Origin of the sequence: Bradyrhizobium sp. CCBAU 25360, from assembly GCF_028128695.1 — a bacterium.
In the GTDB taxonomy this organism is placed as follows: Bacteria; Pseudomonadota; Alphaproteobacteria; order Rhizobiales; family Xanthobacteraceae; genus Bradyrhizobium; species Bradyrhizobium ottawaense.
On sequence record NZ_LBJA01000041.1, the window covers coordinates 160,279 to 178,309 of the forward strand.

Sequence of the window (18,031 nt, forward strand, 5' to 3'; positions counted from 1 at the left end):
ACGATCGATGGACATCCAGGCCACGAATATCCCTGCGGTCGACGATAGCGGACCTGATGTCGCCAACATCGAGCTGCCGCCCGATGCGGGCGTGCAGCATTGTCTGCAATTGCTCGGCAATGCCGGCCTGCGCCCGACGCGCCAGCGCCTGGCGCTCGGCCAGTTGCTGTTCCTGCGCGGTCATCGTCATGTCACCGCCGAGAGCCTGTTCGAAGAAGCGATGGCGGCGAGCGCCGATCTGTCGCTCGCGACCGTCTACAACACGCTGAACCAGTTCACCGAGGCCGGCCTCTTGCGCCGGATCGCGGCCGACGGCATCAAGTCGTTCTTCGACACCGACACATCGGTGCACCCGCACTTCTATCTCGAAGGCGAGGATGTCCTGGTCGACGTCGCCGAAGGTCTCGCCTTCACCAAGATTCCCGAGGCGCTTCCCGGCCACGAGATCGCGCGGCTCGACGTCATCGTCCATTTGCGCCGCAAGCGCGCGTAGCGCCGGGGTAAGAGAAGCCGCCTAGCGCAGCCCTGCGCGCCGGAATCCTTCCAGATAGTGTTCGCGATCCCCGTCATTGGCCCACGGCAGTTGCGTCGCGATCCAGTGCAGGGAGATGTCGGGCTGGGTGCGGCGGAGCTCGCCCAGCGCCGTCTCCGCAAGCGTTCCGTCACCGGTCATGCCGGCGGAGACCGCGAGCACGCGGTAGGCGCCGGTGAGATCGCCGCGATGGCGGATCGCCTCGCGCGCCAGCGCGATGGCCTCGTCATAACGGCGTTCGGTGAAGCGCGCATAGCCCGCGATGCCGTGATAAATCGCCAGCGACGGATCGCGCGGTGACAGCCGGATCGCCCGTTGGGCGGCCTCGAACGAATCCTTCGAGCGCCCGGCATAGGACAGCGCCAGTGCGTAATAGCCCTGCGCCAACGAGAAGTTCGGATTGAGTGCGAGCGCCTGCTCGAACTCGGACAGCGCGTCCGCAAGCCTGCGTGTCGAGAAGCAGACGCTGCCGAGGCCGACATGCGCCCAGGCATCCTCATGGTCGCAGCGCACCGCGGCCAGCGCGGCGGCTTCCGCCACCGGCGCCACGGTGGCGAGCTCGGCCCAGCCGAGATGCACGCCGAGCATGTAATTCGCCGCCAGCACCGACAGCGCCTGACCGTAATTCGGATCGATCCCGATCGCGCGTTCCAGCAGCGTCCGTGCGGCCTCGTGATCGCGCCGGGTCACGCGCCAATAATGCGACAACGCCCGCATCAGGAAATCCCAAGCGTCCAGGCTCGCAGGCCCCTTGCGGTGGGCGCGAAAACTCTCGGCCGCGTGAATCTGCGGCTCGATCGCCGCGGCGATCGCGTTGGTGATCTCGTCCTGGACGGCGAAGACGTCGACCAGCTCGCGGTCGTAGCGCTCGGCCCACAGATGGCTGCCTGACGTGGCATCGTTGAGCTGTGCGGTGATGCGCACCCGGTTGTTCGCCTTGCGCACGCTGCCTTCGACGACGTAGCGGACGCCGAGCTCCTCCGCGATCTGCCGGAGGTGGACTGCGCGCCCCTTGTAGGTGAAGGACGAGTTGCGGGCGATCACCATGAACCAGCGCTGCTTCGACAGCGCCGTGAGGATGTCCTCGCTGATCCCGTCGCCGAAATAGTCCTGCGCGGGATCGCCGCTCATGTTCTCGAAGGCGAGCACCGCGATCGCCGGGCGGTCCCCCGCGCGCGAGGGGGCGGGCCGGGCTTCGGCCGGCACGATCGACGCTGCCACATCTTCCCGGACATCGCCGACGAAACGAAAGCCCTTGCGTGGGATGGTCTTGATCAGCCGCTGCGTCGCGCCATCGTCGCCGAGCGCCTTGCGCGCGGCGTTGATGCGGCTGTTCAGCGCCGAATCCGAGATGATGCGATCGCTCCAGATCTGGCTGATCAGGTCATCCTTGCTGACCACACGCGCGCGTTGCGCGACGAGATAGAGCAAGAGATCGAACACCTGCGGCTGCAACGGCACGGCTGCCCCGCCGCAGGTGAGTTCCCGCAGGTCGCCGTCGAGCACGTTGTTTTCAAAGCGAAATCGCACGTTTCTGTCGTCTCAAGCAAAAATCAAAGTCGTCTCAGGCGAAAATCAACCGTCCGCGAAAGTCTGGGGGCGTCCGATCCGGCATGGTGCGAAGACCAAACAGTGCCGATGCCTCGGCACAACGGAGCGTTCTATGACCCAACTTGATCACCAGGTTCATTCTATCAGCCCGGAGGTTGCGGGCTCACGCATTTTCAAGTTCATCGCCTTTCTGTACGGAATTGCGGCATATCTCGTGTTTTTCGTCACCATTCTCTACGCCATCGGCTTCGTCATGGGGCTGGTGGTGCCCAAGACCATCGATACCGGAACCGACACGCCGACGGCCGAAGCCGTCATCGTCAATCTCCTCCTGATGTCGCTGTTCGCCCTTCAGCACAGCGTGATGGCACGCAAGCAGTTCAAGGCGTGGTGGACGCAGTTCGTCCCCAAGCCGGTCGAGCGCTCGACATATGTGCTGTTCGCGAGTCTGTCATTGCTGCTCCTGTTCTGGCAGTGGCGTCCGCTGCCTGCGATCGTATGGAATGTCGAGAATCCGGATCTCGCCGTGACGTTGGTCACGCTGTCCTTCGCCGGGTGGATCCTGGTGTTCGCCAGCACCTACCTGATCAATCATTTCGAATTGTTCGGATTGCATCAGGTGACCAACCATCTGGTCGGCAAGGAGATGACGCCGCCGCGCTTCAGGACGCCGCTGCTCTACAATTTCGTCCGCCATCCGATCTATCTCGGCTTCATCATTGCGTTCTGGGCGGCGCCGACCATGACCGCGGGGCATCTGCTGTTTGCGGTCGTCACTACGCTCTACATCTTCGTCGGCATCGCGCTGGAGGAGCACGACCTCGTCGCTCTCTTCGGCGACGAGTACCGGCAGTACAAACAACGGGTGTCGATGCTTATTCCCTGGCGCCGGTCACTCTAGCCTCGGCGCGGCACCGCGCGCGTCCGCCGAACGGAGGACGCTTGGCCGCGCCAACTGGGGTATGCGAGCATCTCGCACGCCCGTCCCCTCAACGTCCCCCGGGGTGATGTCCCCCTTCACCCCGACACCTCTCCCCGCATTCCCATCGGTCCCGACATATTGTGGACGAGGAGCGGGGAGAGGATTTCTTCCTCTTCATCAAACGGAGACGACCAAATGAAACATGTCGGAAATTGCTTCTGTGGCGCGGTCACGATCGAGGTCACGGGCGCACCGGAGGCGATGGGCTATTGCCATTGCCGTTCCTGCCGCTCCTGGTCGGGCGGCCCGGTCAACGCCTTCAGCCTGTGGAAGCCCGAAGCCGTGCGCGTCACCGAAGGCGCCCAGAATGTCGAGACGTTTGCCAAGACGCCGCTCAGCGAGCGCAAATTTTGCAAGAAGTGCGGCGGCCATCTCATGACCAACCATCCGCCGCTCGGACTGGTCGACGTCTTCACCGCCACCATCCCGACGCTCGCATTCGCGCCCGGCGTTCACGTCAACTATGCCGAGACCGTGCTGCCGATGCGCGACGGCCTGCCCAAGCTGAAGGATTTTCCGGCCGAGTTCGGCGGCAGCGGCGAGATGATGCAGGAGTAGCGGCGCCGGTGTCGAGAGGGCGGCAACGCGCCGCCCTCTTTGTAGAGAAGGATAACGGATCAGCCGCCGCGCGATTCGACGACCTTGCGGCAGCTGTCCGAGAGCTTCGACTTGTTCTCGCGCAGGCAGGCATTCATCTGCGGCGGCTTGCCGATATGTTCGGCGCAGAATTTGCTGGCATCGCCACGGCAGGCCATTTGCTCCTGGACCGATGGACCGGATTGCGCAGCAGCGGGCAGGGCGGAAGCGGCGAGCAGCAGCGCGGCAACAGCTGAAATCTTCATAAAGCACCTCTCTGGAATCGACGTTGTCCCGACCGGGATCAATCGGGCCGGACCATCTCGCGAAGGCCGTGCACGGGTCCATGCCATGTTCATGGCGTCGGCCCGGTGTCCCGGCCGCAGCGACCCCCATCTTCATGGCATGTATCCGCGCGCCGTCTTTTGTCATTCAGGCTGCACCTCGGCTGCGAAACCCGGTGATTGCATCGGGACGCCGAACGGGAAGCAGGAGAGCAAGGGATGTCGAAGAGAGCTGGAGCGCTGAGTGCGGGGCTGACGGTCATGGCGCTGGCCGGCGCGGCGATGGTGTCGCTGGGCACGAGCCCGGCACAGGCGGTGGTCTATTGCAAGACGGTCGGCGTGCCCAAGGGCTGCGTGGTGCGGCCGACGGCGGCGGTGGTGGTCGCGCCGGGAGCGCCGGTCGCAAGGGCCGCGGTCGCAACACCCGGCGTCGGCGCGCCCGGGGTCGGCGTGCGCGCGGGAACGCCGATGAATCGCGGCGGCCCGGTCAATCGTGCCGGCGTGCGCTGATATTTCCATTCGATTGAATTGATTGCATCGCCTCGGGCCCAGGGCGCCCTGCGGACGAACCCCCCGTCCTCCGCCGGCAAATCACCCGGCCCGTTCCCTCTCTCCGCGCGTCCCACACGTTCGGAGAGGGGGCTTTTCAGCCCGCAGCCGCGTCGCTGTCGGGAAAACGCTGCGGCAATTGCAGCCGCACGCGCGTCCCGGAAGCATCGGAACTCAGGTCGAGCAGCGCGCCGCAGCGCGCGGCGCGATTTCTCATGTTGCGCAAGCCGCGCGCGGTCTGGCCGGTGCGCCCGGCTTCGCCATGGCCGGCCAGCGCAAAGCCTTGGCCGTCGTCGGTCACGCTGATCAGGCCGTACGGCCCCTCGCTTGCATCGAGCGTCTCGATGGTGACCGCGATGCGATGTGCCTGTGCGTGCTTGACCGCATTGGTCACGGCCTCGTCGAGGATGCGCACGATCTGGATGACGTGCCATGGCCTGAGTTCAGGGTGCAGCGGCAGGCCCTGCGGGGTCGCCACGCGCCAGTCGAGCGTGATGTCGTGCGGCCGCAATTGTGCGCTCGCGCGCTCGCGCCAGGAGCCGAGCGCGAGCATCAGGTCGCCGCCGATGTCGTCCATGGAATCGATGACGAGGCGCAGATCCTTCAGCGCGGCCCGGGCAGCGTCGGTGATGGTCGCGCCCTCATGGCCGCGCTCGGAGAGCGCGACGATGCTGACCAGCTGGCCGCCGAGGCCGTCATGCAGGTCGCGCATCAGGCGCGTGCGCTCATTGGCGAGCGCGGCGGCGCGCGCGCGCTCCTCCTCGCGGACGAAGCTCGCCTTCAGCCGCTCCTCGGCCTCGCGCACGCGCGTCACCAACTGGCCGGCGAAGCTGTCGACCTGGTTCAGCGCGCGGGCGAAGCGCCAGGTCAGTCCCGCGCCGATCGCGACCAGCATCGCCGAATAGGACAGGCGCGAGACGAAGATGCGATCGTTGCTCACGATCTCGAGCACCGTGAGCATGTCCTGGATCCAGCAGACCAGCACGATGGTGACGGCGCAGCCGATCGTGAAGCTCGCCGCATCCTGCCGCCGGACGACCGCGGTCGCGGTCACCCAGGCCATCAGAACCAGGCAAAGCCCGACCGTGGGGATGCCGAGCACCAGAAAAAGAATGCGCGGCAGCGGCGGGCCTCCGATCAGCCCGACCACGAACACGACCAGGCCCGGCACGAACAGCAGCATGCCGTAGCGCGGCCAGCGCCAGCCGAAGAACAGCACGCCGAACATGACGACCAACGCGCTCTCGATCGGCGCGGACGCCAGCAGCACCGCGGCAAGCCGCGACGTGGCGGCCGGCGGCACCGGCGGCGGGACGTAGGCCTGCACCACGCCGAGCACCATCGCAGCCGCCAACACGCCATAGACCGGCTCGCGGCGCCGCATCAGCCACATGATCGCGAGGATGACGGCGAGGATCGACTGCCAGGCCGAAAACACCACCGGGAGGGTGACGAACAGCAGCGTCCGCGTCTCATAGGCTGGCCGCAAGGCGGCGTCGGGTCCGACATACACCGTGTCGAGAAAGCCCTTCAACGGTCCCCACACGAACAGGCGCACCGTGATCTCGTTGGCGCCCTCGCGCAGCAGTGAGGCGGGGATCGCTGCGATCTGCGGCGTGTTGCGGTCGGGCCGGTTGGCGTTGGCGTCGCGCCGGGAATCGAGCACGACGACGCCGTCGACGGCGACCCCCACCGCGTTGCTGAAGCGCGGCAGGTAGACCGACCATCCCGATGCCGCTTCGCCGCGCCGGAACGTGAAGCTGCCGGTGTAGATCGGCGGGTCGTCCAGGGAATAGCGCGACGCCGTGAAATGCGGCAGGTTCACGGGCAGCGTCACGCCGTCCTGCCGCAGCGAAAATCCGCTCAGCGCAAAATCGTCGGGGTCGTTCGGCTGCAGCAGCCGCAGCCCGAGAATGGTGGCGATCACGATCAGCGCCTGCAGCAGCAGATAGGGCACGAGGCGCGAGGCGATCAGCCGGCGCCGCGGCCGCGTGGGCGCCTTCGGAGCTGCCTTTGTAGGTGCCTTGGCCGCGATCTCGCTCACAGCTTGATCAGGCCCTGCTGCACCGCTTCGAACACCGCTTCGCTGCGCGTGTGCACCTCGAGCTTGCGATAGATGTTCTTGATATGGCCGGGCACGGTCTGCTTGGACAGGCCGAGATGGCTGGCGATCTCGGCATAGCTGAAGCCTTTTGCGATGCCCCAGAGGATGTCGATCTCGCGCGGGGTCAGCCTCGCCGTATTGAGCACGGGTCCCGGCGGTGGCTCCGCCGAATTTGGCACGGCACCTTGGGTTCTGCGCACGATGAAGCGCGCGATCGAGGCCGAGATCGGCGAATGGCCGGCGACCAGATCGCGCACGGTGGTGGCGATGTCGGTGGGGAAGGCGTCCTTGAGCAGATAGCCGGTGGCGCCGACCGTGATCGCCGAGATCACGCTCTCCTCGTCGCCGAGGGCCGAGATCACCATGATCTCGGTGTCGGGGAAGCGCTGCCTCATCTCGCGGATCAGCTCGATGCCGTGGCCGTCGGGCAGGCGCAGATCGGTCAGCAGCACGCGGGGCGCGCCGCCGGCAAGCGCGGAACGGGCTTCGCCGAGCGTGCCGGCGCTGCGCACCTCGTAGCCGGCCTTGACCAGCGCATCCTGCAGCCGCCAGCAGGTCGGCGCGTCGTCCTCGACGAGGAGGATGGTGATGGGTTCACCCGTCTCGCCCTGTTCGGTCATGATCATGGTCCCGCGACCCGCGTGTCCCCCGCGGCGCAAGGGCAAGTTTAACCGCCGGACGCGGGCAGCGACACCCATAATCATGGGGGCGGGAATGCCCCGTGTCCAAGTCGCGGCGCTGAGCGCTCCGACGCTGCGTCCCCACTGGACCTCAGTTGCTCGCCAGCGGTAATGCCGGCTTGTCCGGCGGCATCGGTGGGGCCGGCAGGCGCTGGACCTTGATCTTCGCAGTGCCGCTGTTGTTTCGGTAGAAGAGATCGTGCGGCCCCTGGATCGCATCGAGCCAGGACGGGACCAACGACTCCGGAAGCAGCCGCGGGAATATCTGGACGGCGTCATTGACGTAGAAGAACAGCTCGCCGGACTCGGGCGCCACGAATTCGGCGACGACGCGGCCGGTCAACAGCTGCTTCGTCCAGGCCTGGCCTGCCTCGGCGAGCATGACCGGCGGAATCGGTTCGAATTTGCCGAGGCCGTCGAGCCTGCCCTTGAACTCGGCAGTGTCGTCGAGCCGCACGGGGTACCTGTTGCGGCTCCTGCTGATGTCGTCCTCCGCGGGCAGGGTGGGCTTCATGCGGCGGGGAAATTCGTCGGCCGGCATCACGTTGACTGCCTTGAGCGGCAGGTCGTTGATGCCTTTGCTGCCGACGCGCACCACGGGCTGGAACCAGTCCGCCGCGAACAGACGACGCTCCGGCAGCGCCACGTAGTGGTGCGGCTCGTAGGTCGCAAATCCGTTCGCGCCGCTCATGATGGTGCGGTCGAACCATGGTTCTTTGATCTCGAGAAAGACGCGGTATTTGCGGCCCTTCTCGACGGCGAGCCCGCTCCACCAGCAAAAGTCCCTGGTGTCGAACAGCGCGCGCGCGTCGACCGGCTCGTCCGTCACCGGCGTGCCGGTCTGGAACGCGGCAGAGCCCTTGACCGTAGGCGGCGAGCAGACCGAGCCGAGGGCGAGACGACCGGTGAACAGGCTGCTCGACACGATCAGCGCGGCCGAGCCGAAGATCGCGATCAGGAAGACCGCCGGCACCAGTCCCCTGGTGATGACGCGTTGCGCCGGGCTGGCATTCAGGCGCATCCAGTGTCCGAACCGCATCAACGGCCCCGGCTTGTCGATGTGCTTCATGCTCGCCCTGCGGCGCGACGTGTTCCAGGCAAGACGCGCCCGCTCCTCGATGTCGTCACGCAACGTTCCGTTCTTGTGCCAGATCCACCAGGTGACGATCACCACGATCGACGTCAGGAAGGGATAGTAGGTCGCGATGTTGAGCCAGGGGGCCGCATAGGACGGCAGCACGTCTCGCAGCAGATTGGTCAGCGGCGCCACCACTGCGCCCATCACCCAGTCGATATTGGTGATGAAGGACAGTGCGCTGGTGCCCTCCAGGGCGCGGTCTTCGGACCACTGCACCAGCGCGTGCGCGATCCACGGCCAGGCGGCGATGACGCCGGCCATGAACAAAAGCGAGAAATAGGCGACGCGCCGCCACCACACGGTGTCGCGCGTGAGGCTCGACATGGTGGCGTCAGGCGTGCTCATCGCGGTAAAGGCTTTCGCCTCCTGCTCGCGTCGAGGGCCCGTCGCCTTTGCCAGATAGGCCGCTTTCAGAGCCTCGCGCGCATGCTGCTCGTCGAGATCCTTGGTCTCTCCCTCGGATCGCAGCGGCAACCTCGTTCCGTCCGGCAGCAGCACCAGGCAGTTCGCCGGAAGCATGATGGGCGCGTAATCGTCGCAGCCGAGCAGCATGCGCTCGATGACGGCGAAGTGCACCACCGGCAGCCCGCCATTCACGTCGCCGCCGAGGATCGGACGCGGCCCGTAGCGGTACAGCACTGCTGCGCCGCTGCGGGAATCATGCCGCGGTCCGAGCGCCGATTGATATTCCCTGAAATGCTCGATCTCGCCGTCCTGGAAGCGCAACCGGTCGCCGAGCTGCTCGACCATCCAGACCAGCGGCACGAAGGACAGCGTGGATTCCGGATAGCCGCCGCCGATATCGGAATGGACGCCCGTGAACCACACTTCCTTGACGATCTGCCCCTGCGCCAGATGGCTCTGGTCGATCCGCAGGGGATGGAAGGTGGTGCGTTCGTCGTCGAGCGCGAGCGCGTGACAGGCGTGCCTGACCTTGTGCGACAGCCGGTGATTGCGGAACGAGATCGGCCAGATCGCCCAGTCGACGGCGAGGCGGAGCTCCTCGACCGGAACGCCGAAGGCCTCGACGGTGTCGAACAGGCCGAGGAATGCGATCTCGACCTCGCTGCGCCCGTTCATCTTGCCCCGCACCTCGGCGTAGCTGCGGTGCCGGCAAAGCCAGTGATAGACGAACAGCAGGAAGTCGCGGATCCAGCGCGTGACCCAGATCGTCGGCAGGCTCTTGGTCCAGGGCACGGTCTCGCGCCGGTACTCGCGCCAGGCGGCTTTGACGTTGCGCCCCATCTCCGCATGCGACACCGGCGTGTCGTCGATCTCCGCCGGCACCAGGCCCTGGCTCGAGATCAGCGCCGCCAGCGTGCGCGCGGTGAAGGCGCCGCGGCTGAAGCCGAAGATGTAGATGTCGTCGCCGGGTCGCCAGTTCCAGCACAGGAAGCGATAGAGTTTGCGGACGTTGCCGGGGACGCCGATGCCGGTGGCGCCGTCGAGCGCGGCAAGCGGTGCCCAGCCGGCGGTGCCGACACCCTTGATGTAATGCGCGATCTGATCAGGCTGGGTATGGTCCAGGGCTTCATAGAGACGCCAGACGCTGGATTCCTGCGTGGTGAACGCATTGCCGGTGCCGTCGGCGAACAGCACCAGCTTGCGTCTTGGCAGGGCCGAGCTCGCGCTCACGCCGGCATTCCCATCCCTGTCGCTGGGCGCGCGTTCCGGCCTCGGAGAATCGGCGTTCCCCCCGACATCATGATGCGTCATGGGCCCCTCCGGCAATTCGACAAGGAAAGCGTCAGGCCAAACCGGGCATCATTCCCCGGAATCAATCAGTGGTTGAAATCTCTGACTCATGAAAATACAGGTGCATTCTGCGCACAGTCGCGCTGAGGTAGCAAGCGGGATCATGCGGCGTCGCCGTGCCGGGTCGTCGCTGGCTGGCAGCGGCGATCCGGCGGGGCTGTTTCCAGCGGTCGCTGTCTCCGTGGCGACAGACTTGTGCTGGATGGGCTGATGCCGTTACGAGAGATCCATCCGCGGCGGCGGGTAGCGCCGCGCCAACAGCGACAGCGACAGATCGCGCTCGTCCGCCGGCAGCTCCAGATAGGCCAGCACCAGCGGCCGCTTCCAGTCGCCGACGCCGAAATCCATCGCCATCCATTTCTGCGGCTCGGGGCCTTCGAGCCCCCGAACCCAGACGAAATAGCGGGGGAGATCGTCGGCGTCCGTCCTGCGTGTCCTGGCCATCAAACTGTCCGCTGCATCAGATCCGTTGCCACAGGATATAGGAACTGGCGCGGCGAAGTCGAACGCCTCCAGACGCGTAATCTCTCCTCCTCGTCATTGCGAGGAGCTCTTGCGACGAAGCAATCCAGACTGCTTCCGCGGATGCATTCCTGGATTGCTTCGCTTCCGCCTTCGCTCTTCGAGCTTCGGCGGACGAGGCGCTCGCAGTGACGGGAGAGAGCGTGCCTCTCTCTCTCTCTCTCTCTCTCTCGTGCCCCGGACGCAGCGCAGCGCTACTTCAGCGGTGCGCTGCAGAGCCGGGGCCCATGTCGCGGCGTTGGAATGTGTCACCTCTGGGTCCCGGGCCGCGATCCAAAAATTCTGCTTGACCGAAATTCGGAAATATCGTATGTGTTCCTCATCCTGGCCCAAGGATAAGGGGCGTTTCGCGATCGTCACGATGCGCGGGCCGGGTGGCGGTGGACGGGGAGCGCATCGGCGCGCCAGCAATCGCAGGGCGGGTTTGGCCCGTGAGCGGTTGAGCAGCGCGCACACGACCGGTGCGGTCCGCGTACGGCAAAAGCGTGTCGTCCTGACGCCCGGGGTCTGTGCGTCAAGGCTTGCGGTGATGTGAGCTGCCCGACCGGGCGTGCGCATCAGCCATCCGCAAGGCGACGGGGGCAATAGTGCATCGCTCCCCGGGGAGAGCGCGCCATAAGCCGTCAACCACTGCGCAGGGAAAGGCCGGGATGTCCTGGGCTGCCCTGTATGCCGCTGTGCATTTGTCTTCGCAATTTGCGCGCAGCGGACCGCGGGTGCCAGCCGGCGCTCGGCCTTCCCTGCGCCCTTTCTTCAGGAAGGGGCGTCGAGAGAAGCACAGGACTCGGGCGTCATGCGTCGCGAGGGCGAAGAGGCGTGTCCTGCTATTTGAAAATTGAGGTGGGTCCGCTCGTCCTGCCGATCACCGCCACAACTCGCAGGTCGCCACGCGGTTGATGTCGGCGAGCCGGCGGGCGGCATTTCCGTGCAGATCGAGGCTTTCGACCAGCGTCAGCAGGCGCCGATAGGCGATTTCGGCAGTGTCGACCGGCAGCGGGGCCTCGTCAAAGGCCTCGACATAGCTGCCGACGACACCGCTGAGCAGGCGGCACAGGCCGCGCTGGGCGGGATCGTGCTGGCCGAGCGTTTCGAGCTTCTGCTGAAAGGTCTGGAAGGTCCGCAAACCGTGGTGTTGCTGCGAAAGCCACGCGTGCAGGTCGTTCATATGAGCTCCTTCGAGTGACGGAAGAAGCTACCGGTTTATACAGTGGAGATGCGGGGATGGCTAGGGTGGGGGGAGCGGAGCTTGGACTCGTTGACCCAGTCCGCCTTCGCCAAGGCTTCGGCGGGACAGCCTTCACTGCTTCGCTTCGATGGTTCGGAGGTCGGCTCGCCCAGCCGTAGCTGCGAAGCAGCGAAGGCTGGTGCCCCTGGCCGGAATCGAACCAGCACTCCTTGCGGAACTCGATTTTGAGTCGAGCGCGTCTACCAGTTCCGCCACAGGGGCCCTCGGTCGGCCCTTGAAGGGAGCGTCGCGAAGCCGGCGGACTATAGCCATGGACAAAGCGGGGTCAACCCGCGCCAAAGTGATGTCAGCCGTTCTCGACAGCCGCATGGACCGGGGCTAGAGGCTTAAGGGCGCGACCTATCGGAAAGAGGCTGCCGTGACGACCCAGAGTGCCGCCATACCTGCGTTCAAGCCGGCTGCCAGCGGCTCTGCGCTGACGGCTTCGCTGCTCATCACGCTGATTGCCGCGGCGACCATCGCGGGTGCCTGGTTCTTCCAGCTCGTGCTGGAGATCCTGCCCTGTCCGCTCTGCCTGGAGCAGCGCTACGCCTATTACCTCGCGATTCCGCTCGGTGCGCTCACGGCGCTGGCGGCGCGGAGTGGAGCGTCGCGGCCGCTGCTGCTGGCGGGGCTCGCGATCCTCGCGCTGGCGACGCTCGCCAATGCCGGCCTCGGCACCTACCATTCCGGCGTCGAATGGGGTTTTTGGAAAGGGCCGACCGATTGCTCCGGTCCCGTCGTCAATCTCGGCAATGCCGGCGATCTCTTTTCAAAGCTCGACACCGTGAAGGTGGTGCGCTGCGACGAGGTGCAGTGGCGCTTCCTCGGCCTCTCGCTCGCCGGCTACAACGTGCTGATCTCGCTCGTGATGGCCGCGATTGCCGCGTGGGGATTTGCGAAGACGGCGAGAGGCTAGGCAAGCTGCCGTAGGGTGGGCAAAGGCGCGCACTTCGCGCGCCGTGCCCACGCCTTTCAATAACGGGCAAATGGTGGGCACGGCGCTCACGCGCCTTTGCCCACCCTACGAGAGCGGAGCCCGTTACGCGCACCGCGCTCCGTCAATCGTCCACATCGTCCTGCGTGCGTCCGAACAGATGCACGATGCCCGGCGTTGCGATCGTCACGAACACGAAACGCGACAGGTGGTGGGCCCCGACGAAGATCGGGTCGATGTGCAAGGTCAGCGCCAGCGCCAGCATGGCGTCCATCGCGCCCGGCGCGAAGGCGACCACGACATCGGAGAACTTGACCTGCGTGGTCAGCGCGACGATGCCGACGAAAACGGCGGAGACAGCGATCGCGACCGTGAACGAGCCCAGTGCCGCGTTGATGTGACCGGCGAGCGTCTTGATGCGCATCCGCGCGAAACGGCTGCCGATCAGCGCGCCGATGCCAACCAGCGCCACACCGCGCACCCAGTCCGGCAGGCCGCCCTCGACCCAGCCGGCGCCATGCAGCACGCTGGAGGCGATCATGGCGCCGAACATCCAGCTCGCCGGAAACCTGATCAGGCGCAGGACCAGCGCCATGGCCAGCGAGGCCGCGACCAGCTCCACGAGATCGAGCGGCGAGGCGATCGTCGTCGCCAGCGACGGCGCGGCGGAGGGGGCGACGCCCGCAAATGCAAGCACCATCGGCAAGGCCGCGGTGAGGATGATGACGCGCATGGTCTGCACCACCGCGATGCCCGGCAGGTCGGCGCCGCGCTCGACCGCCAGGATCGTGATCTGCGACAGCGCGCCGGGGCTGCCGGCCAGGAAGGCCGAGGTGCGGTCCCAGCCATGGATGCGCTGGAGGTAATAGCTCGAGCCGAAGGTCGAGCAGAACGTCGCCAGTGCAAGCAGCCCGATGGTGAGGGGGTATGTGCCGACCTGCTGAAGCAGATGGCGCGAGACCACCGAGCCCAGCGAAATCCCGAGCAGCACCAGCACGGTCTGGGTCAGGAGCGGCGGCAGCGCGAGCTGGCGCCCGGCGATCGCGGCAATCCCGACCGCGATCATCGAGCCGGAGATCAGCCCGCCGGGAAGGCCGGCGAGGAGAAACACAAGGCCGCCGGCGGTGCCGATGACGAGCGTCTCCGCCGTGCTCAAGATCTTGGCACGGCTCGGCCATTCAAACGACAGGGAGGCGGCGATTTGCTTCACGCCACCTTATCGCAAATCAGCGAGAGGCGCACAATTGCAGGCTCGTCATGCCGCAATGCGCGCGCCTCTCGCGAGAAGCTCGCGGAAGATCGTGTCGGAGGCCTACTTCTTGTCGGCAGCCGGCGCGGCGGTGCCCGCCTTGGCGGTCTTGATGCATTCGGAGCGGAATTTCTTGCGCTCCTTGCCGTGCAGGCCCTTGGCGTCGGCCTGCTTGGAGCATTCGAGCGACTCGGCCGAACGCTCCTTCGGGGCTTTCTTGTCGGCCGTGGCGGCGGCGTCGATCTTGGTATCGGTCTTGGCCGCCGGCGCGGCGGTCTGCGCGAAGGCGGTGCCGCCGGCGAGCAGGGAGGCGAGGGCGACGGCGGCGAGGCGAGAGGCGAGGGTCATGGTGTTGCACTCTTCTGGCGAGAATTGCGAAGGGTTGCGAACGTCGGCTCGCATTGCTGAACGCGACATGAATAATCTGAACGGCGCCGCTACTATATTTTGGCGGCCGGGAGCCATCGCTTCCTTGTCGCAAATGGCCGGCACGCTAGGATAGCAAGTCTTGTTTCACTTCCCCTCGGGGGAAGACCAAGGAGGAGACCTGAGGATGACCATTCAATCAAAAATGCTGTGCGCGATTGCGTTGTCGGGATTTGCTGCGTTGGCGGTATCGGCGCCAGCGCAGGCGCTGACGTCGCAGGAGTGCAGCGCCAAATACCAGGCGGCCAAGAAGGACGGCTCGCTCGGCACCATGAAGTGGAATGACTTCCGCAAGGCCCAGTGCGGCGCGGATGCAACGCCGGCTGCTGCAGCACCGGCTGCTCCCGCACCGACCGCGGCTGCGCCCGCCGCTCCCGCCGAGCCGAAGCAGGCCAAGAAGGAGGCGGCCCCGGCCGCCGCGCCGACCCTGCCGGCGGGACCCGCGATCTATCCGAACGCGATCGATCCGAAATATGCCAAGGAGACCCCGGGCAAGGGGCGCCTGCACACCTGCGTCGACCAGTACAACGCCAACAAGACCACCAACGGCAACGGCGGCATGAAGTGGATCCAGAAGGGCGGCGGCTACTACAGCGAATGCAACAAGAAGCTGAAGGGCGCCGCCTGAGCTTCGAGCTGATGCGAAGGCCGGAGCAACGCTCCGGCCTTTCTGCTTAAATTTTAGTTTGAGCATGAACTTTCGGAAAACCGCTGCACACTTTTCCGGATCATGCTCTAGTTGAGCAGCTTCTCGGCCGATTTCGCCACCAGTTGGGACCGCTTGCGCGGCCCGCGCTCGACGAACAACAGGCTCTGGCCGAAGATGAAGCAGTAGAACAGGAAGGCCTGCGCCTCGGCCTCCTCGGGCGCAAGCCCGGTCGCGCGATAAAGCTCGGCCACGTGCTTGAGCCGCGCTGCGTCCACGCTCGCCACGGCGGCCGCGGCGTTCTCGTCGGAGCGGGCCCATTGCCGGATCGCGAGCTCGATCGCCATGGCTTCCGGATTAAGCCGCTCGGAGTAGAGCTGGATCACCGCCTTCAGCCGTTCGCGGGGTTGTTGGCCATCGAGGCGCGTCTGCTGCGCGATCGACGCGGCCCGCCCCTCGCGCCAGCGCTGCAGCATGGCTTCGAGCAGCGCGGCGCGGTCGGCGAAGCGGCGGTAGAAGCCGCCCTTGGTGACGCCAAGATTCTTGGCGAGCACCTCGACCCTGACACCCTCGACCCCCGAGCGGGCGAGCTCGGCAAACCCCGCCTCGACCCAGACATCGCCCTTGCCGTCGCTCATGAAAGAAGCCTCTCGAACTCTTGATACGGTGCCGTATTGCTAACGCGTCTCGTGCCTGATACGCTACCGTATCAAGATCAATAAACAACGAGGGCGGAATGGCGATGGAGCAGGAGGCGACCTATCGCGGCACGGTCTATCCGTGGCAATGCGACCATGTCGGCCACATGAACATCATGTGGTATGTCGGCAAATTCGACGAAGCCAACTGGAATCTGTTCGCCCGCCTCGGCCTGACGCCGAGCTATTTGCGCTCCTCCGGCCGCGGCATGGCCGCCGTGCAGCAGAACATCGCCTATAGGCGCGAGCTGCTCGCCGGCGACATCGTCGAGGTCCGCAGCCATCTGCTCGAGGTCCGCGACAAGTCGATCCGCTTCCGGCACGACATGACGAATGCCGAGACCGGCGAGATCGCCGCAACTTGCGAGATCACCGGCGTGCACATGGATCGGAGCCAGCGCAAATCGGCGCCGTTCGCCGATGCCATCCGGGAGATCGCTCTGCGCCATCTCGCCGATCCGGCCGAGGCCTGAACCATGGCCGCGTTCGAGCCGAAGAACCCGGGCTATCGCGCGGCGGCGATCGCAATGTTCGACGGTCAGCCGGCGATGCACACGCTCGGCATCGTGATCGTCCGCCTTGCACCGGGCGAGGCCGAGCTGGCGATGCTGCATTCGCCTGATCTCACGCAGCAGAACGGTTTTGTCCATGCCGGCATCATCACGGCAGGGCTCGACAACGCCTGCGGCGTTGCCGCCTTTACCCTGATGCCAAGGGAGGCTGACATCCTCACCGTCGAGTTCAAGACGACCCTGCTGGCACCCGCTCGCGGCGAACGGTTCGTGTTCAGGGCGGAGGTGGTCAAGCCCGGCCGCACGCTCACGTTCTGCGAGGCCAGGGCGTTTGCCGAGCACGAGGGCAACACCACGCTGATCGCCACGATGACCGGGACGTTGATGGCGATGCTGCCGCGCATTGCTGCTTCGCACGAGCCGCGCACGTCTCATGCATAGCTGCGATTGACAAGCCTGTCGGCGCATCTCTTGATGCGACGGTCATGCTTGCGAGTCTCGGCCTCATCCTGCTGTGCCAATTGATCGGCGAAGCCGTCGTACGCGGCCTCGGGCTACCCTTGCCGGGACCTGTGCTCGGCCTGTTGCTGCTCCTGATCCTGCTGCTCGCCCGCGATCGCTTCGCAGCGCTTGCATACGGGCCGCTGCGCAACGACGGCGTGGAAACGGCAAGCAAGGGCCTGCTGGCACATCTGTCGCTGTTGTTCGTGCCGGCCGGCGTCGGCGTGGTGCAGAAGCTCGACCTGCTCGCCTCCCATGGCATCGCCATCGTCCTCGTGCTTGCGCTCTCCGTGGTCGTCACGCTGCTCGCGACGGTGCTGACCTTCCGCCTCGTCAGCCGCCTGTTGAAGCAGCAGGACGCGCGATGAGCGACAATCCGTTCTCGCTCTGGGTCTATCTCTCGCAGTCGCCGCTGCTGTGGCTGACCGTGACGCTGCTGGTCTATGCCGCGACGGATGCGGTGTCGCTGGCGACGCGGCGCCATCCGCTCGCCAATCCCGTGCTGCACGCGATGTGGATCATCGGCGCGTTCCTGCTCGCAACCGGCACGTCCTATACGAGCTATTTCGCCGGCGCGCAGTTCGTGCACTTCCTGCTGGGGCCCGCCACCGTCGCGCTCGCGGTGCCGCTCTATGAGAACCGCAGGCGCGTCGTGTCATCCATCGTGCCGATGCTGGTGGCGCTGCTCGCGGGATCGGTCACGGCGGTGGTGTCGGTGGTGCTGCTGGCCGAGCTTGCCGGCCTGCCGCGCGACGTGGTGCTGTCGCTGGCGCCGAAATCGGTCACCGCCGGGGTCGCCATGGGCATCGCCGAATCCCTGCACGCAGATCCCTCGCTGGCCGCGGTGGCGGTGATCCTCACCGGCATCATGGGCGCGATCATCGTGACGCCGCTGATGAACCGCACCGGCGTCACCGATTACCGGGCGCGCGGCTTCGCCGCCGGCCTTGCCGCGCATGGCATCGGCACCGCGCGTGCGTTCCAGGTCGACGAGCTTGCCGGCGTCTTCTCCGGCATCGCCATGAGTCTCAACGCCTTGGTGACCTCGTTCCTGGTCCCCCTGGCGGTCACGCTGCTGGTGCGATGACATCGCCGCCGCGACACTCTATATGACGAGTAACAATTCCCGGTCCCGAACCGTATTCAGGGAGATGGGACCGAAAC

General features: G+C 66.0%; 20 protein-coding genes and 1 tRNA gene. 10 read left to right on the top strand and 11 right to left on the bottom strand.

Annotation, left to right across the window (positions count from 1 at the left end; all coding sequences use genetic code 11):
- Positions 1–7 precede the first annotated feature (7 nt).
- Positions 8–493 (top strand): Fur family transcriptional regulator Irr, encoded by a 486-nt coding sequence (gene irr, locus XH81_RS22375; RefSeq protein WP_028139878.1) that lies wholly within the window; start codon positions 8–10, stop codon positions 491–493.
- Positions 494–514: 21 nt separating this feature from the next.
- Here irr and XH81_RS22380 read toward each other — a convergent pair whose 3' ends face one another.
- The gene (locus XH81_RS22380) at positions 515–2,062 is read right to left on the bottom strand and encodes a winged helix-turn-helix domain-containing tetratricopeptide repeat protein (protein ID WP_028139879.1); all 1,548 of its coding nucleotides are present in this window, start codon (positions 2,060–2,062) and stop codon (positions 515–517) included.
- A gap of 133 nt (positions 2,063–2,195) precedes the next feature.
- On the opposite strand from XH81_RS22380, the gene mddA reads away from it, so the two are divergent.
- Together mddA and XH81_RS22390 are read left to right on the top strand one after the other, a co-directional pair.
- Positions 2,196–2,984, top strand: coding sequence for a methanethiol S-methyltransferase (gene mddA / locus XH81_RS22385; RefSeq protein WP_028139880.1), 789 nt, complete (start codon positions 2,196–2,198; stop codon positions 2,982–2,984).
- A 216-nt stretch (positions 2,985–3,200) separates the two neighbouring features.
- Positions 3,201–3,623, top strand: coding sequence for a GFA family protein (locus tag XH81_RS22390; RefSeq protein WP_028139881.1), 423 nt, complete (start codon positions 3,201–3,203; stop codon positions 3,621–3,623).
- Positions 3,624–3,682: 59 nt separating this feature from the next.
- On the opposite strand, the gene XH81_RS22395 is transcribed toward XH81_RS22390, so the two are convergent.
- On the bottom strand, positions 3,683–3,907 hold the full coding sequence (locus XH81_RS22395; RefSeq protein WP_028139882.1) for a hypothetical protein: 225 nt from the start codon (positions 3,905–3,907) through the stop codon (positions 3,683–3,685).
- A gap of 237 nt (positions 3,908–4,144) precedes the next feature.
- Here XH81_RS22395 and XH81_RS22400 point away from each other — a divergent pair, with 237 nt between their 5' ends.
- Positions 4,145–4,435: a hypothetical protein gene (locus XH81_RS22400; protein WP_028139883.1), complete on the top strand. Its 291-nt coding sequence runs from the start codon at positions 4,145–4,147 to the stop codon at positions 4,433–4,435.
- 136 nt (positions 4,436–4,571) lie between these two features.
- Here the strand turns inward: XH81_RS22400 and XH81_RS22405 are convergent, their stop codons facing one another.
- From XH81_RS22405 to XH81_RS22430, 6 genes are all read right to left on the bottom strand, one after another.
- Complete coding sequence (locus XH81_RS22405; protein WP_028139884.1) at positions 4,572–6,518, bottom strand: sensor histidine kinase; 1,947 nt, start codon at positions 6,516–6,518, stop codon at positions 4,572–4,574.
- A complete protein-coding gene (locus XH81_RS22410) occupies positions 6,515–7,198 on the bottom strand; it encodes a response regulator transcription factor (RefSeq protein WP_028139885.1) in 684 nt (227 codons plus the stop codon). The genes XH81_RS22405 and XH81_RS22410 overlap by 4 nt, the downstream gene beginning before the upstream one ends.
- A gap of 151 nt (positions 7,199–7,349) precedes the next feature.
- Complete coding sequence (locus tag XH81_RS22415; RefSeq protein WP_333909146.1) at positions 7,350–10,031, bottom strand: DUF2235 domain-containing protein; 2,682 nt, start codon at positions 10,029–10,031, stop codon at positions 7,350–7,352.
- A 336-nt stretch (positions 10,032–10,367) separates the two neighbouring features.
- The gene (locus tag XH81_RS22420) at positions 10,368–10,595 is read right to left on the bottom strand and encodes a hypothetical protein (RefSeq protein ID WP_028139887.1); all 228 of its coding nucleotides are present in this window, start codon (positions 10,593–10,595) and stop codon (positions 10,368–10,370) included.
- 940 nt (positions 10,596–11,535) lie between these two features.
- Entirely contained in the window at positions 11,536–11,838 is a 303-nt protein-coding gene (locus XH81_RS22425; protein ID WP_028139888.1) for a hypothetical protein, read from the bottom strand.
- A gap of 197 nt (positions 11,839–12,035) precedes the next feature.
- Positions 12,036–12,120, bottom strand: a tRNA-Leu gene (locus XH81_RS22430).
- 157 nt (positions 12,121–12,277) lie between these two features.
- Here XH81_RS22430 and XH81_RS22435 point away from each other — a divergent pair.
- Entirely contained in the window at positions 12,278–12,817 is a 540-nt protein-coding gene (locus XH81_RS22435) for a disulfide bond formation protein B (protein ID WP_028139889.1), read from the top strand.
- A 142-nt stretch (positions 12,818–12,959) separates the two neighbouring features.
- Here the strand turns inward: XH81_RS22435 and XH81_RS22440 are convergent, their stop codons facing one another.
- Positions 12,960–14,045 (bottom strand): AbrB family transcriptional regulator, encoded by a 1,086-nt coding sequence (locus XH81_RS22440; protein WP_028139890.1) that lies wholly within the window; start codon positions 14,043–14,045, stop codon positions 12,960–12,962.
- 102 nt (positions 14,046–14,147) lie between these two features.
- Positions 14,148–14,432: a PsiF family protein gene (locus XH81_RS22445; protein ID WP_028139891.1), complete on the bottom strand. Its 285-nt coding sequence runs from the start codon at positions 14,430–14,432 to the stop codon at positions 14,148–14,150.
- Between the two features lie 205 nt (positions 14,433–14,637).
- Between XH81_RS22445 and XH81_RS22450 the strand changes: the two genes are divergently transcribed.
- Positions 14,638–15,138, top strand: a complete 501-nt coding sequence (locus tag XH81_RS22450; RefSeq protein ID WP_028139892.1) for a hypothetical protein — start codon at positions 14,638–14,640, stop codon at positions 15,136–15,138.
- Positions 15,139–15,245: 107 nt separating this feature from the next.
- On the opposite strand, the gene XH81_RS22455 is transcribed toward XH81_RS22450, so the two are convergent.
- On the bottom strand, positions 15,246–15,794 hold the full coding sequence (locus tag XH81_RS22455; RefSeq protein WP_028139893.1) for a TetR/AcrR family transcriptional regulator: 549 nt from the start codon (positions 15,792–15,794) through the stop codon (positions 15,246–15,248).
- Positions 15,795–15,898: 104 nt separating this feature from the next.
- Here XH81_RS22455 and XH81_RS22460 point away from each other — a divergent pair, with 104 nt between their 5' ends.
- The 4 genes from XH81_RS22460 to XH81_RS22475 are packed head-to-tail and all read left to right on the top strand — an operon-like array spanning position 15,899 to position 17,954.
- A complete protein-coding gene (locus XH81_RS22460; protein WP_028139894.1) occupies positions 15,899–16,327 on the top strand; it encodes an acyl-CoA thioesterase in 429 nt (142 codons plus the stop codon).
- A 3-nt stretch (positions 16,328–16,330) separates the two neighbouring features.
- On the top strand, positions 16,331–16,807 hold the full coding sequence (locus XH81_RS22465) for a PaaI family thioesterase (protein WP_028139895.1): 477 nt from the start codon (positions 16,331–16,333) through the stop codon (positions 16,805–16,807).
- 44 nt (positions 16,808–16,851) lie between these two features.
- On the top strand, positions 16,852–17,235 hold the full coding sequence (locus tag XH81_RS22470; RefSeq protein ID WP_028139896.1) for a CidA/LrgA family protein: 384 nt from the start codon (positions 16,852–16,854) through the stop codon (positions 17,233–17,235).
- Positions 17,232–17,954, top strand: a complete 723-nt coding sequence (locus XH81_RS22475) for an LrgB family protein (protein WP_028139897.1) — start codon at positions 17,232–17,234, stop codon at positions 17,952–17,954. The genes XH81_RS22470 and XH81_RS22475 overlap by 4 nt, the downstream gene beginning before the upstream one ends.
- The last annotated feature ends 77 nt before the right edge of the window (positions 17,955–18,031 follow it).